Origin of the sequence: Bradyrhizobium sp. AZCC 1693 (assembly GCF_036924745.1) — a bacterium.
Lineage (GTDB): Bacteria > Pseudomonadota > Alphaproteobacteria > Rhizobiales > Xanthobacteraceae > Bradyrhizobium.
Genome location: NZ_JAZHSD010000001.1, coordinates 4,778,853 through 4,791,514 on the forward strand (window position 1 = coordinate 4,778,853; position 12,662 = coordinate 4,791,514).

Annotated in this window: 16 protein-coding genes; 10 read left to right on the top strand and 6 right to left on the bottom strand. The window is 63.3% G+C overall.

Annotated features, from left to right (window positions below; all coding sequences use genetic code 11):
* Positions 1 to 65: 65 nt before the first annotated feature.
* Together V1293_RS22795 and V1293_RS22800 are read right to left on the bottom strand one after the other, a co-directional pair.
* A complete protein-coding gene (locus V1293_RS22795; RefSeq protein WP_334512409.1) occupies positions 66 to 359 on the bottom strand; it encodes a hypothetical protein in 294 nt (97 codons plus the stop codon).
* Positions 360 to 490: 131 nt separating this feature from the next.
* Entirely contained in the window at positions 491 to 727 is a 237-nt protein-coding gene (locus V1293_RS22800; RefSeq protein WP_334512410.1) for a hypothetical protein, read from the bottom strand.
* Positions 728 to 945: 218 nt separating this feature from the next.
* Between V1293_RS22800 and V1293_RS22805 the strand changes: the two genes are divergently transcribed.
* Positions 946 to 1,170, top strand: a complete 225-nt coding sequence (locus V1293_RS22805) for a hypothetical protein (protein ID WP_334512413.1) — start codon at positions 946 to 948, stop codon at positions 1,168 to 1,170.
* 8 nt (positions 1,171 to 1,178) lie between these two features.
* Here V1293_RS22805 and V1293_RS22810 read toward each other — a convergent pair whose 3' ends face one another.
* A complete protein-coding gene (locus V1293_RS22810) occupies positions 1,179 to 1,505 on the bottom strand; it encodes a hypothetical protein (protein WP_334512414.1) in 327 nt (108 codons plus the stop codon).
* Positions 1,506 to 1,615: 110 nt separating this feature from the next.
* On the opposite strand from V1293_RS22810, the gene V1293_RS22815 reads away from it, so the two are divergent.
* The 4 genes from V1293_RS22815 to V1293_RS22830 all read left to right on the top strand — a co-directional run bounded on the left by V1293_RS22815 (position 1,616) and on the right by V1293_RS22830 (position 4,243).
* Entirely contained in the window at positions 1,616 to 2,014 is a 399-nt protein-coding gene (locus tag V1293_RS22815) for a metallopeptidase family protein (RefSeq protein ID WP_334516855.1), read from the top strand.
* An 85-nt stretch (positions 2,015 to 2,099) separates the two neighbouring features.
* Positions 2,100 to 2,705 carry a 3-isopropylmalate dehydratase small subunit gene (gene leuD, locus V1293_RS22820; protein ID WP_108520706.1) on the top strand — a complete coding sequence of 202 codons (606 nt, stop codon included), beginning with the start codon at positions 2,100 to 2,102 and terminating at the stop codon, positions 2,703 to 2,705.
* A 71-nt stretch (positions 2,706 to 2,776) separates the two neighbouring features.
* Positions 2,777 to 3,565 (top strand): hypothetical protein, encoded by a 789-nt coding sequence (locus V1293_RS22825; protein WP_334512416.1) that lies wholly within the window; start codon positions 2,777 to 2,779, stop codon positions 3,563 to 3,565.
* A gap of 264 nt (positions 3,566 to 3,829) precedes the next feature.
* A complete protein-coding gene (locus V1293_RS22830) occupies positions 3,830 to 4,243 on the top strand; it encodes a DUF6455 family protein (RefSeq protein ID WP_334512418.1) in 414 nt (137 codons plus the stop codon).
* 154 nt (positions 4,244 to 4,397) lie between these two features.
* Here V1293_RS22830 and V1293_RS22835 read toward each other — a convergent pair whose 3' ends face one another.
* A complete protein-coding gene (locus V1293_RS22835) occupies positions 4,398 to 5,276 on the bottom strand; it encodes an HpcH/HpaI aldolase/citrate lyase family protein (protein WP_334512420.1) in 879 nt (292 codons plus the stop codon).
* Positions 5,277 to 5,397: 121 nt separating this feature from the next.
* On the opposite strand from V1293_RS22835, the gene V1293_RS22840 reads away from it, so the two are divergent.
* On the top strand, positions 5,398 to 6,045 hold the full coding sequence (locus V1293_RS22840) for a carbonic anhydrase (RefSeq protein WP_334512422.1): 648 nt from the start codon (positions 5,398 to 5,400) through the stop codon (positions 6,043 to 6,045).
* A gap of 176 nt (positions 6,046 to 6,221) precedes the next feature.
* The gene (locus tag V1293_RS22845; protein ID WP_334506067.1) at positions 6,222 to 7,250 is read left to right on the top strand and encodes an IS110 family transposase; all 1,029 of its coding nucleotides are present in this window, start codon (positions 6,222 to 6,224) and stop codon (positions 7,248 to 7,250) included.
* A 353-nt stretch (positions 7,251 to 7,603) separates the two neighbouring features.
* Here V1293_RS22845 and V1293_RS22850 read toward each other — a convergent pair whose 3' ends face one another.
* The gene (locus tag V1293_RS22850) at positions 7,604 to 8,638 is read right to left on the bottom strand and encodes an aspartate-semialdehyde dehydrogenase (RefSeq protein WP_334512424.1); all 1,035 of its coding nucleotides are present in this window, start codon (positions 8,636 to 8,638) and stop codon (positions 7,604 to 7,606) included.
* 251 nt (positions 8,639 to 8,889) lie between these two features.
* Here V1293_RS22850 and V1293_RS22855 point away from each other — a divergent pair, with 251 nt between their 5' ends.
* Positions 8,890 to 9,621, top strand: coding sequence for a hypothetical protein (locus V1293_RS22855; protein ID WP_334512425.1), 732 nt, complete (start codon positions 8,890 to 8,892; stop codon positions 9,619 to 9,621).
* A 220-nt stretch (positions 9,622 to 9,841) separates the two neighbouring features.
* The gene (locus V1293_RS22860) at positions 9,842 to 10,222 is read left to right on the top strand and encodes a hypothetical protein (RefSeq protein WP_334512427.1); all 381 of its coding nucleotides are present in this window, start codon (positions 9,842 to 9,844) and stop codon (positions 10,220 to 10,222) included.
* 158 nt (positions 10,223 to 10,380) lie between these two features.
* Here V1293_RS22860 and leuB read toward each other — a convergent pair whose 3' ends face one another.
* Entirely contained in the window at positions 10,381 to 11,493 is a 1,113-nt protein-coding gene (leuB, locus tag V1293_RS22865; protein WP_334512429.1) for a 3-isopropylmalate dehydrogenase, read from the bottom strand.
* Between the two features lie 233 nt (positions 11,494 to 11,726).
* Between leuB and V1293_RS22870 the strand changes: the two genes are divergently transcribed.
* Positions 11,727 to 12,590 (top strand): DMT family transporter, encoded by an 864-nt coding sequence (locus V1293_RS22870; RefSeq protein WP_334512431.1) that lies wholly within the window; start codon positions 11,727 to 11,729, stop codon positions 12,588 to 12,590.
* Positions 12,591 to 12,662 lie beyond the last annotated feature (72 nt).

Here is a 12,662-nt window from a genome sequence, read left to right on the forward strand (position 1 = left end):
ATGCGCAAGAGAATGCACAAGAGAAAGCGCAAAAGAGATTTGCGGCTGACGGAAGTTGTGCACGCTCACCACCAGAGCGGACCAAACCCGATGCCGAAGGTGAACGGCGCCGGTGCGTAATAGGGATACGGCCGATAGTAGACCGGCCGACCGTAGTAGTAGGGACGGTAGTACGGACGATAATAGCCGTAATGACGATAGTAGCGCCTGTTATAGCGCTGCGCGCTGAAATCTGTGGCATCGGATGTGCCGGCGCTTTGCGCCTTCGCCTGTGGCGCCGCGGCGACCGGACTGGCCGCGGCCGGTCCGGCAACCACGAGCGCACTTGCGACAAGGGCTGCCCCGATCAAGCTCTTCATGACGGACTCCTCTCGTTGATCCAGACCATCAAATACGCGCAGCAATCTCGCCAGTTTCAAGGCGGCAGAAAAAACGAAAACAGGCCCGCAATGAAGCGGGCCTGTGCGATATCCGCGGCGAGCCGTCGGACTTACCAGCGGTGCCAGTGACGATGATGATGGTGCCAGCGGTGCCACCGATGGTGGCGATGGTGTCGCCAATGCACTTCCGTGGCCGCCAGCCGGGCGTCCTCCTGAACCACCGCGGCGGCGCCGGGATTGCTGAGCGACAGCGCATTGGCGCGCTCGGCTGGAGCCGTGAGCGCGAGCAACGCGCCAACGGCGGCGAGTCCAAAAACTTTCGCGACAGGAACTTTCGTGAACTGCATAAATGCTCTCCTTGGGTCGGGTGTCCACGTCTGCGCCGAATCGCTCGCCGCAACGCTGCACGCAATCTGAAGCCTGCGACTTGAATGGGCCCTGAATGAATGCGCCACGAACATGAACGCGAGCCAGCACGCGACGCCGCTTAAAAATTTTCCCGCGCGGCAAACCCGGCGCAGACTGGCGCCGTATCTTCGACAGCGCCTTCTGTATGGAGATTTCCATGGCATCATTTTGCACGCGCGCAGCAATATCGCGCGCAGCAGCGGCAGCGACCTCAATCGCCGTGGCCGCATTGTGCAGCAATGCCGCGCCGGCGTCGCAAGGCCCCGGCGGCGGCATGGGGACGGCAAGCCTCCTCACCCAGACGGTGATGGCCGTTCTCGTCTATGGCATGTCGGCGATGATCGTCTGCGCCGGATTGATCGGCGCGGTACTCAGGCGCTAACGCGCAACCTAACCGGGCCGCCAGTAGCAGTTCATGCGCGGGGTGATCACCGTGCCGCTTGGCCGGTACTCCTGCACGTAATGCGCGGTGCAATCGCGCACGGCGTTGGGGCCGGGGTTGTAGCGCGGGTAGACGTCAGGCGCCCATTCCTGCTGCCGATAGATCGGCACACGCCGCAACGGCCGCCGCCGCTGCGCCGACACATCCGTAACAACCGGCTTCGGCGCCGCCGCGACCCACAGCTCCGGCAATGCCGTCTGCGCCTGCGCCATCGTCCCGGGGAGCAAGAACCCGGCAAAAGCAGCCCAAATTGCAACCGTCACAATCCGCTTCATCTTAAAGTCCACCCACGCCTGATATTCCCGTACGGTCCCCGATTGGCGCGCCGAGGTCAACTCGCAAAACCAGGATGCGCCCGGGCACAACACACGCTAAATACGTCCTGATGTGGACCGAAGCAAAAGCCCCCTCGCTCGCCGAAATGGAAGCCATGGCGCATCAGGTGTTCGAACGCCTGCCAAAGACGTTTCGAACCCTGTGCCAGGGTGTGATCATCCGCGTCGACGATTTTCCGACCGACGAGGTTCTGGACGAGATGCAGGCGCAAAGCGAATTCGACCTGCTCGGCCTGTTCGTTGGGCTAGGCCTGCCGCAGCAGAGCAATCAGGACGTCGCCCGACTGCCCAACATGATCTGGCTCTACCGGCGGCCGATCCTCGATTACTGGGCCGAACATGAGGAAACGCTGGGCCATATCGTCCGCCACGTCCTGATCCACGAGATCGGGCACCATTTTGGGCTATCGGACGCCGATATGGAGGCGATCGAGGCTAATGCAGGCTAGGATTGCGCAAATTGGCCTTTTGCCGGGGCCAAATTCGCGATAAATCAGCGGCCCTGTCCCACCCTTCAACCGGGAAGTGCGATCGATGGAAAAGTTCACCACACTGGAAGGCGTCGCTGCCCCCCTGAAGATCATCAATGTCGACACCGACATGATCATCCCGAAACAGTATTTGAAGACCATCAAGCGCACCGGCCTCGGCAAGGGGCTGTTCTCCGAGCAACGCTACAAGGATGACGGCAGCGAGAACCCGGACTTCGTGCTCAACCAGCCGGCCTATCGCAATGCCAAGGTGCTGGTTGCCGGCGACAATTTCGGCTGCGGTTCCAGCCGCGAGCACGCGCCGTGGGCGCTGCTCGATTTCGGCATCCGCTGCGTGATCTCGACCTCGTTCGGCGACATCTTCTACAACAACTGCTTCAAGAACGGCATCCTGCCGATCCGTGTCACCCAGGACGACCTCGACAAATTGTTCGACGACGCCGAGCGCGGAGCGAATGCGACGCTGACCATCGACCTCGCCAACCAGGAGATCCGCGGCCCCGACGGCGGCAAGGTGAAGTTCGAGATCGATCCGTTCCGCAAGCACTGCCTGATGAACGGCCTCGACGACATCGGCCTGACCATGGAAAAGAAATCGTCGATCGACGATTACGAGGCGAAGCTGAAGAAAGAGCGCGCTTGGGCGTGATCGTGTTACCTGATCGTGTTACGAGAGCCCCGATCACATCGGGGCTCTTTCGTTAAGCGGAGGCGACGCGGATGCGGCCTGACGTCGTCACTTTCTGGCACGGTCCGCTTGACGGGCTGCGGCTGACCTGCCTGCGGTCGCAGGTCGCCGCCGGCCACAAGGTGACCGTCTACAGTTTCGATCCATTGCCGGGCCTGCCCGACGGCGTCGGCAATGCCGAGGCCGAGGCGATCCTGCCGCATTCCTTTTCCGAACGGCTGCGTCCGCCGCAGCCCGATGGAAGCTGGCGCGACTGGACCATTTTGCAGTTCAGCGACTTTTTCCGGATGCGGCTGATGGCGGAGCGGGCCGGGCTGTGGCTCGACGCCGACGTGCTGTTGCTGAAGCCGGTCGAGATCGATCCGGCAAAACCTTATTTCGCGTGGGAGCGCCGGCGCCAGTTGGGCAATTCGGCGCTGTACCTGCCATCAGACGATCCGATCGTGCGCGCGTTCGAGGAACTGATGGAGCAGGAGGATCTGACGCCGGACTGGCTGGCACTGCGTCATCGCCTCACCTTCATGCTGCGCCAGTTACGACGCCGATCGAGCCGTCTCTCCGACATCCGCGTCGCCATCTACGGCCCGGCCGCACTGACCGCGCTGGCGCGCCGCTCGGGTGAATTGCAGCACGCGCTGCCGAAGCAATCCTTCTACGCTGTCCATGCCGAGCCGAAACTGTTCTTCGAGCCGACGGATTTTTCCGGCCTGCTCGCCGATCCGGAGATCGTTGGGCTGCACATTTCGCCAAAAGGCCGCGGCGGCGAGAAGCCCATTCCCGGCAGCCTTTATGCGTGGGCGGCGGAGAGGTTTGGCAAATAGGCGCGGCGTGCCTTCTTCCCTTCTCCCCTTGTGGGAGAAGGTGCCGTAGCGGAGCGAAGGCGGATGAGGGGTTCTCTCCGTGGAGACAGACCCCTCATCCGTCTCGCTGCCGCTTCGCGTCAGCGATCCACCTTCTCCCACAAGGGGAGAAGGAAGAGGGAGCGAGCCGCTTACATCGCGCTTCCCAATTTGATCCAGCGCAACGACGCACGCACGATCTGCGCTCACCTTGGGCCCATCCAGCTACCCCAAGGGAGCCGTGCCATGACCGTTCAGGAAAAGCCCTATCCCGTCGTCAGCCTTGTGGTCGACATCTTCGGCGAATGGCTGAAGCACCGGCGCGAGCTGAGGGAGATGCGCGAGATGGACGCCGCCAATTTCGGCCAGATCGCCAGCGAATTGCGGATGTCTTCCGCCGAGCTGGAGGCGCTGGTCCGTCAGGGGCCGCATGCTGCCGACGAACTGCCGAAGATGCTGACAGCCCTTGGCGTCGACCAGCAGGACCTGGCGCGGACCGAGCCCCTCGTGCTGCGCGACATGGAACGCGTCTGCTCCCTGTGCAACCACAAGCGCCAATGCGACCGCGATCTCGCCGCCGGCACGTCGGCTGCGCATTATCAGGAATATTGCGGCAATGCCGATACGATCGACGGCCTCGGCCCGCGGGTCAGTTCGTAATGCAGGCTTCTTCCTTCTCCCCTTGTGGTAGAAGGTGGATCGCTGGCGCGAAGCGGCAGCGAGACGGATGAGGGGTCTGTCTCCGCGGATGGAGACCCCTCATCCGCCTTCGCTGCGCGAAGGCACCTTCTCCCACAAGGGGAGAAGGGAAGATTCAATGCCCCATCGCCGCGATCGCATCCGCTATCGCAATCGTCCGCTTCGCCATATCGGCGTGCAGCCGCTCCACCATCCGTCCGTCGAGCTGGATGGCGCCGCGTGAGGCGTTTTCCGGCTGTTCGAATGCCGCGATGATCTTGCGCGCCTGCTCGACCTCTTCCGCCGGCGGCGTGAAGATCGCGTTGCAGGCCTCGATATGGCTCGGATGGATCAGCGTCTTGCCGTCGAAGCCGAGATCGCGGCCCTGCGCGCATTCGGTCGCAAAGCCGTCGATATTGCTGATGTCGCTGTAGGGTCCGTCGAGAATTTCCAGCCCGTGCGCGCGCGTCGCCAGGATGCAGTGCGTGATCATCGGGATCATCGCCGCACGGCCCGGCTGCATGCGGATCCGCGTCTCCCGCGAAATGTCGTTCGGACCGAACACGAAGCCGGCGAGCCGGGTTTCGGAATCCCGCGATGCTGCCGCCAGCTTGTCCGCATCCAGCACCGCGCGCGCGGTCTCGATCATGGCCCAGACCCGAATGGACATGTCGGCGTTGATGTCGCTCAGGCGGTTGGCGATGGCGTTGAGATCGGCCACGGTGGAAATCTTCGGCACCAGAATGCCGTCAGGCCGGGCCTTGCCGGCCATGGTGACATCGTCGACCCACCAGGGCGTATCGAGGCTGTTGACGCGGATCAGCACCTCGCGCTTGCCGAACCCGCCGGCCGCAATCGCCTTGGCGATCTGATCGCGCGCCACAGCCTTGGCGTCCGGCGCCACCGAATCCTCGAGGTCGAGAATAATGCCGTCGGCGGGCAAGTTGCGCGCCTTTTCCAGCGCCCGCGCGTTCGATCCCGGCATGAACAACAGGCTGCGGCGCGGACGGATCATGGGGCTGGTTCCTCGAGGGCGTTTTGGGTCCCTCGCCCTACCATTTCAAACCGGGGTCCGAAAGCCTTGTTCCTGTCATCGGCTTATGGTTAGGCATGGCCCAAGACAGGCAACAGGACACATGGCGACCTCATTCCCGCAACATCTGCTCGACGGCTATCGGGCCTTTAGCTCGCAGCGGCTGCCGACCGAACAGACGCGCTACCGGGAACTATCCGAACGCGGCCAGTCGCCCGCCGTGATGGTGATCGGCTGCTGCGATTCGCGCGTCTCGCCGGAGGTGATCTTCGACGCCGGCCCTGGCGAACTCTTCGTGGTGCGCAACGTCGCCAACCTGGTGCCGGTCTTCCAGCCGGACGGCGGCGCCCATGGCGTCTCGGCGGCGCTGGAATACGCAGTACAGGTGCTGCGCATAAAACACATCGTGGTGCTCGGCCATGCGCAATGCGGCGGCATCCGTGCCTTCATCGACGACATCGATCCGCTGTCGCCGGGCGATTTCATCGGCCGCTGGATGGCGATGTTCATCAAGCCGGGCGAAAAGGTCGGCCAGCGCGAGCACGAGACCCGGCAGGATTTCACCACGCGGATCGAGAAGGCCGCGGTGTTCCGCTCACTCGAAAACCTGCTGACGTTTCCATTCGTGCGCAGCCGCGTCGAGCGCGGCGAGATGGAATTGCACGGCGCCTATTTCGGCGTCGCCGAGGGCTCGCTGTTCGTGCTCGACCCGGAAGCGAAGGAGTTTCGCAGCGTGAGGGGTAGCGAATAGCCGTAGATGGGGTAACGGGCCCCGGCCCGCCTTCCAAGCAAGCCGCGCTTGCTACGGCGCTGTTGGGTAGCGCGCTTCGCGCGGCTTGCTTGGAAGGCGGGCGGTCGTCCCTCACATTGATGGTGTTACGGAGTCAGAGGGATGAGCCTCGCTCCAAGCATCGAGGAGAGACGACCATGAACCACTATGCCGGAATCGACGTGTCATTGGAATGCTCGAGCGTGTGTGTTGTTGACGCAAGCGGCAAGATTTTGCGCGAGGCCAGGGTGGCCAGCGAGCCGGAGGCGCTGATCGCCTGGTTCCGGCAGTCTGGCTTTGAGTTTGAGCGGATCGGGCTGGAAGCCGGGCCCTTGTCGCAATGGCTGTTTGCGGGGATGAAGGCGGCCGGCCTCGCCGTTGAGCTGCTCGAGACGCGGCACGTGCGGAAGGCGTTCGAGGCGATGCCGGTCAAGTCGGATCGCAACGATGCACGCGGGATTGCGCAACTGATGCGGCTGGGCTGGTTCCGGCCGGTGCACTGCAAATCGATCAGTGCGCAAGAGACCCGATCGCTGTTGACCGCCCGCAAGCTGGTGCAATCGAAGCTTCTCGACGTCGAGAACAGCCTGCGCGGGATCCTGCGCGGTTTTGGCCTCAAGGTTGGCAAGACGACCGGGCAGACTTTCGCGGGACGGATCGAGGAACTCGTGGACGGCCATCCGCACCTGCAAATGATCGCCAAGGCGCTGCTGGCGGTGCGAGCGGTGCTGCGGACCGAGTTCGCAGCTTTCGAGAAGCAAACCCGCAGGATGGTGCGGTCCGATACGCAGGCACGGCTGCTGACGTCAGTCCCGGCGGTCGGCCCGATCGTGGCGCTGACCTATGCCAGCGCAATCGACGATCCGACCCGGTTCAAATCGTCGAAGCAGGCAGGAGCCCATTTCGGGTTGACCCCGAAGAAGCATCAATCCGGTGAGACCGACTACACCGGCCGGATCAGCAAGATCGGTGACGCCTCGGTGCGCACGGCGCTCTATGAGGCTGCCAACGTCATGCTGACCAAGCCGCTCAAGGGCTGTTCGCAATTGAAGAGCTGGGCCATGCGGATCAAAAAGCGCGCCGGCATGAGCAAAGCCAAGGTGGCGTTGGCGCGCCGGCTCGCGGTGATCATGCACCGCATGCTCGCCGACGGAACACCCTTCAACGCCGCTGCGGCGGCAGCCTAACAGGGAGAAACAGCAGTTTTCGGGCGGGTCACGACACCAGGCCTTCTCGAAGCGAAGTCCCTTCGCCGGGACGATGGATCAGGTCAGGCCGTTGCCCACCAGGTCGCCTCGTGAGCACGCTCAACGTAGATTGGTCGACCTATCCTCTTCCAACCCCATCAGGTGGCGGCCCTGCGCCGACCCCGTACAGAAGCGAGACCCCGGCGGGCGGACAACGCAAAGGGATTGACTAATCGAGGCCCGTTACAGAAGGGTGGGCAAAGCGGAAGCGTGCCCACCATCTCTCCAACGCGACGCACAGGTATGGTGGGCACGGCGCAAATGCGCCTTTTGCTCACCCTACGAATTCGGCCTCACGCCGCCTTCTTCTTCGCGGTGATCAGCTTGCGGTTGATCAGGCATTCGGCGATCTGGATCGCGTTCAGCGCGGCGCCCTTGCGCAGATTGTCCGACACGCACCACAACTGCAGGCCGTTCTCGACGGTGTTGTCCTCGCGGATGCGACTGATATAGGTCGCATCTTCGCCGGCCGCCTCATACGGCGTGACGTAGCCGCCGGGCTCGTGCTTGTCGATGACCAGGCACCCCGGCGCGTTGCGCAGGATGTTTCGCGCTTCATCGGCCGTGATCGGATTCTCGAACTCGATGTTGACGGCCTCGGAATGGCCGACGAAGACAGGCACGCGCACGCAGGTCGCGGTCAGCCTGATTTTGGGATCAAGAATCTTCTTGGTCTCCATCATCATCTTCCACTCTTCCTTGGTGTAGCCGTCCTCCATGAAGACGTCGATGTGCGGGATGACGTTGAAGGCGATGCGCTTGGGGAACTTCTTGTTGATGAGTTCGCTGTTGGTGTAGACGGCCTTGGTCTGCGAAAACAGTTCGTCCATCGCGTCCTTGCCGGCACCCGAGACCGATTGATAGGTCGAGACCACGACGCGCTTGATGGTGGCCTTGTCATGCAGCGGCTTCAGCGCGACCACGAGCTGCGCGGTCGAGCAGTTCGGGTTGGCGATGATGTTCTTCTTGGTGAAGTCCTTGGTCGCGTCCGCGTTCACCTCGGGCACGATCAGCGGCACGTCCGGATCCATCCGCCAGGCCGACGAATTGTCGATCACGACCGCGCCTGCGGCGCCGATCTTCGGCGACCATTCCTTCGACACCGAGCCGCCCGCCGACATCAGGCAGATATCGACATCGGAAAAATCATAATGCTCGAGCGCTTTGACCTTCAGCGTGCGGTCGCCATAGGACACTTCGACGCCGACGCTGCGGCGCGAGGCCAGCACCACGACCTCGTCGGCGGGGAATTTGCGCTCGTCGAGAATGTTGAGCATTTCGCGCCCGACATTGCCGGTCGCACCGACGACAGCGACTTTGTAACCCATCGTTCACTCTCCGAGGAAAAATGCCGCCCCGCCGCGTCAAGCGGAAAGGGGGAAGGCAGCGCTTCTATGCGAGAAACGCCCTTATAGCGTTTTCGAACGAAGTGGATACCGGTTCGCGTGAAGAAAACGCGTCAAAACAAGAATCTAGACAACGTTTGGCGGTTGTGTTTGGGCGTTTGATGCATTCGTTTCCGGCCAGAACGGCCAGTTCCCATTATACGACGAGAATTCACCCGGCGTTGGCAAGCTTCGTGGACGAGGCCTGCGGAACGCTGGCGCGGCTCTGCGCCTACCTGATGACGCTGGCGCTGATGGCCATTGGCGGTATCGCGCTATGGCATCATCTCCCGGAAATCACGGCTATGGAGACTTCGCCCAAGAGCTGGACCCAGGCCGGACGCGCGGCGCCGGCGTTCGCCGTCAGCCAGTTCATTTTTCCAGGCAAGACAGAGACTTACGAAGTTCTTCGGCATCCCGAGGGCGGCCGCAAGGACGTGTTCCGCTGGAGCGGCACCGGCGGCACGCCCGTTGCTGAACTCGAAATCTATCGTCCGGGCGAAGAAAGCGATCAGGTCGGCTCGGCGGCCGGCTACCTTGCCGCGAGGATGGACCTGGCCGGCGCGCGCGAGTTGGAGGCGGCAGGAATCGTCGACAGCAAGTTCGGCGCCGTCACTCTGTTTCGCCGGGTCGGCGGCACCGAGGCCGCCCGCGCCTGCCTCCGATTTTTTAGGCATGTCGATGAGCCGAAATTCCGTCTCTCCGGCTGGTCATGCCTGGGCGAGGATTTGCCGGCCCGCCGTGCAGCGATCGGCTGCATGCTGAACCGGCTGATCCTGCTGACGGCCGGAAACGATACAAAACTGACGGAACTGTTCGCCCATGCCGAAGTCAGGCGCAGCGATTGCGCGATCTCGGGCGCTCCGGCCTTGTCGGCGGATTGGGTGATGGGCGCCGATAACCCGCATTTGCGCGGCGCGCTGTAATCCGCCGTTGACGGGGCCCGCTTCCGCGGGCCCCTGACAATTGTGGCAACAAGCAGCCAAGACACTGGTTTTCATGAAACTTTTTCGCTTCGCGCTGCATTATTCCGGCGCGGTGTGGCGCAATTGACCTAGCGACGATGGTCCCCCCATGGCTACAATGCCGGCAATCAGATTTGGCGATCGGCCAGCCCCCGCAAGGGCGGACAATGACGAGGATGCAATGACCCGAAAATTCCCCGCTGCGAGCAAGCTCGCGATGTTGCTTGCCGCAGTTGCCCTCGTCGCGATTGGCACAACCTCCGCCAGCGCTCAGTCCAGGCAGCAATACGACCGGGACGGCCGCCCCTATTACGGCGCGAACGGTCCCAACCGTTCCTACCAGCAGGGCCCGCGCACCCGCGTCTACGTCACCACGCGCTCCTGGCTCGACGCCGGCACCGAAGTGCTGCCGGGCGACCGCAAGTTCCAGGACTACGCCTTCCCGCCGGATCTCGGCTACCCGACCTTCGCGCGCGAAAACCTCAACCGGCCGATCGACCGCCAGCCGCTCAACCCGCCTTCGGACATGGGCGGCTATCCGCAGCGCTTCCCGCTGTATTGAGAGCGGCGCTAACCCTCGTCGTCCCTGCGGAACGCAGGAACCCATACGCCGCGGCTTTTCGATTGAGAAGCCGCTGTTCGACGATCTTTATTTGCCCACAAGCGGTTGTGATTATCGGTCCCTGCTTTCGCAGGGACGACACCGAATTTGTTGCGCGCCTACGCGTGCAGCTTCTGCAGCTCCTTCAGGATCGCCTCGCCCATCTGCGTGGTTGAGGCCGCCGTCGTGCCCTCGGACTTGATATCAGCGGTGCGAAGACCACTGGCGAGCACGGCCGCGATCGCAGCATCAACCTTGTCGGCCAGCGCGCCCATGTCGAAGGAATAGCGCAGCGCCATCCCGAAAGATGAGATCATCGCGATCGGATTGGCCAGCCCTTGGCCTGCGATATCGGGCGCCGAGCCGTGCACCGGCTCGAACAGCGAGCGGCGCTTCCTGGTCTTGGCGTCGACTTCGCCAAGCGAGGCCGAGGGCAGCATGCCGAGCGAGCCGGTCAGCATCGCCGCGATGTCGGACAGCATGTCGCCGAACAGATTGTCGGTGACGATGACGTCGAACTGCTTCGGCGCCTTCACCAGCATCATGCCGCCGGAATCGGCGAGCTGATGCTCCAGCGTCACGTCCTTGTATTCGCGCGCATGCACCTGGGTCATCACTTCGTTCCAGAGCACGCCCGACTTCATGACGTTGCGCTTTTCCATCGAGGTCACCTTGTTGCGGCGCTTGCGCGCCAGATCGAAGGCGACGCGGCCGATGCGCTCGATTTCGTAGGTATCGTAGACCTGGGTATCGATGGCGCGCTTCTGGCCGTTGCCGAGATCGGTGATGGTCTTCGGCTCGCCGAAATAGACGCCGCCGGTGAGTTCGCGCACGATCATGATGTCGAGGCCTTCGACCGCCTCGCGCTTCAGGCTGGAAGCATCCGCCAGCGCCGGATAGCAGACGGCGGGACGAAGGTTGGCGAATAGGCCGAGATCCTTGCGCAGCCGCAACAGGCCGGCCTCGGGGCGCACCTCATAGGGCACGCTGTCCCACTTCGGGCCGCCGACCGCGCCGAAGATGATGGCATCAGCGGCCACAGCCTTGGCCATGTCGCCTTCCGAGATCGACACCTTGTGCGCGTCATAGGCGGAGCCGCCGACCAGACCCTCCTCGGTCTCGAACTTCGCGATGCCCTGCTTGTTCAGCCAGTCGATCAGGCGCTGCACCTCCCCCATCACTTCGGGGCCGATGCCGTCGCCGGGGAGAAGCAGCAGTTTATGGGTCGCCATGGTCGTTTACCTCCGGTTCGTCATGGCCGGGCTTGTCCCGGCCATCCACGTCTTGTTTGCGTCGGCAGTAAGACGTGGATGCCCGGCACAAGGCCGGGCATGACGGAAAATGCGAAATCCGGGCGGAGTGCTAAAGCGCCGGAAGCGGATTGGCAAGGCGCAGAAAACAGGGCCAGAATGGCCGGGAAAGAGCAACCCGCAAGCCCCCTCAAGAAGGCACCAAGACGGATCTCATGACATCAGCCATTATCTACGCCTTTGCCTCGGCCTTCTTCCTCGGCGCCGGGGTCGTTCTGGCGCAGCTTGGACTGCGGACCGTCGAGCCGCTGTCGGGGGCCGCGATCAGCGTCCCCTCCTTCACGCTGCTGTTCCTGCTGCTGTCGCCGCTGATCCTCCAGGACGAGCCGGTGGTCTGGCGCGGCCTGCCGATTTTCATCGCCATCGGCCTGTTCTTCCCGGCTTCGCTGACGCTGTTGACCTTCGCCTCGAACCGGGCGCTCGGGCCGGTGATTACGTCGACGCTCGGCAACCTCGCGCCGCTGTTTGCGGTGGCGACCGCAGTGATCCTGCTGCACGAGCCGCTGCATCCGCCGCAGCTCCTTGGCCTCGTCGTGGCCGTTGCGGGGGCTGCGATCATCACCGTGACCCGCCCGCGCGATCTCGGCCATTGGCGGAGCTGGGCGCTGCTGCTGCCGCTGTGCAGCGCGCTGATCCGCGGCGTGGCGCCGCCGGTCGTCAAGCTCGGGCTTGCGGTCTGGCCAAGCGTGCTTTGGGCATGCCTGATCGGTTACATCACGTCGTCGCTGGTGGTGCTGACGGTACAGCGCGTCCGCAAGGGCAGCTTTGTCGTGCAGGCGCCGCGCGCCGGCCTGTTCTGGTTCGCGATGACCGGAATCAGCAACGGCTTAAGCGCCCTCACGCTGTTCGCCGCGGTCCGCAACGGCCCGATCACGCTGGTGGCGCCGCTCGCCGCGATCTATCCGCTGGTCACGGTGGCGCTTAGCGCGGTGGTGCTCAAGCATATCGAGATCACTGCGCGGATCGTGGCAGGGGCCGCACTGACGGTGCTCGGCGTCGTGCTGGTGCTGATCGGCTGATGCCGTTGCCGGATTGGCAAGACACCGTTGCGGACGCCGCACCTGTGCAAGCCGACGCATGCCTGCCAAGAT

Coding starts and splice junctions, on each gene's coding strand:
- V1293_RS22795 (WP_334512409.1), bottom strand. CDS start 359: ATGAAGAGCTTGATCGGGGCAGCCCTTGTCGCAAGTGCGCTCGTGGTT.
- V1293_RS22800 (WP_334512410.1), bottom strand. CDS start 727: ATGCAGTTCACGAAAGTTCCTGTCGCGAAAGTTTTTGGACTCGCCGCC.
- V1293_RS22805 (WP_334512413.1), top strand. CDS start 946: ATGGCATCATTTTGCACGCGCGCAGCAATATCGCGCGCAGCAGCGGCA.
- V1293_RS22810 (WP_334512414.1), bottom strand. CDS start 1,505: ATGAAGCGGATTGTGACGGTTGCAATTTGGGCTGCTTTTGCCGGGTTC.
- V1293_RS22815 (WP_334516855.1), top strand. CDS start 1,616: ATGTGGACCGAAGCAAAAGCCCCCTCGCTCGCCGAAATGGAAGCCATG.
- leuD (WP_108520706.1), top strand. CDS start 2,100: ATGGAAAAGTTCACCACACTGGAAGGCGTCGCTGCCCCCCTGAAGATC.
- V1293_RS22825 (WP_334512416.1), top strand. CDS start 2,777: ATGCGGCCTGACGTCGTCACTTTCTGGCACGGTCCGCTTGACGGGCTG.
- V1293_RS22830 (WP_334512418.1), top strand. CDS start 3,830: ATGACCGTTCAGGAAAAGCCCTATCCCGTCGTCAGCCTTGTGGTCGAC.
- V1293_RS22835 (WP_334512420.1), bottom strand. CDS start 5,276: ATGATCCGTCCGCGCCGCAGCCTGTTGTTCATGCCGGGATCGAACGCG.
- V1293_RS22840 (WP_334512422.1), top strand. CDS start 5,398: ATGGCGACCTCATTCCCGCAACATCTGCTCGACGGCTATCGGGCCTTT.
- V1293_RS22845 (WP_334506067.1), top strand. CDS start 6,222: ATGAACCACTATGCCGGAATCGACGTGTCATTGGAATGCTCGAGCGTG.
- V1293_RS22850 (WP_334512424.1), bottom strand. CDS start 8,638: ATGGGTTACAAAGTCGCTGTCGTCGGTGCGACCGGCAATGTCGGGCGC.
- V1293_RS22860 (WP_334512427.1), top strand. CDS start 9,842: ATGACCCGAAAATTCCCCGCTGCGAGCAAGCTCGCGATGTTGCTTGCC.
- leuB (WP_334512429.1), bottom strand. CDS start 11,493: ATGGCGACCCATAAACTGCTGCTTCTCCCCGGCGACGGCATCGGCCCC.
- V1293_RS22870 (WP_334512431.1), top strand. CDS start 11,727: ATGACATCAGCCATTATCTACGCCTTTGCCTCGGCCTTCTTCCTCGGC.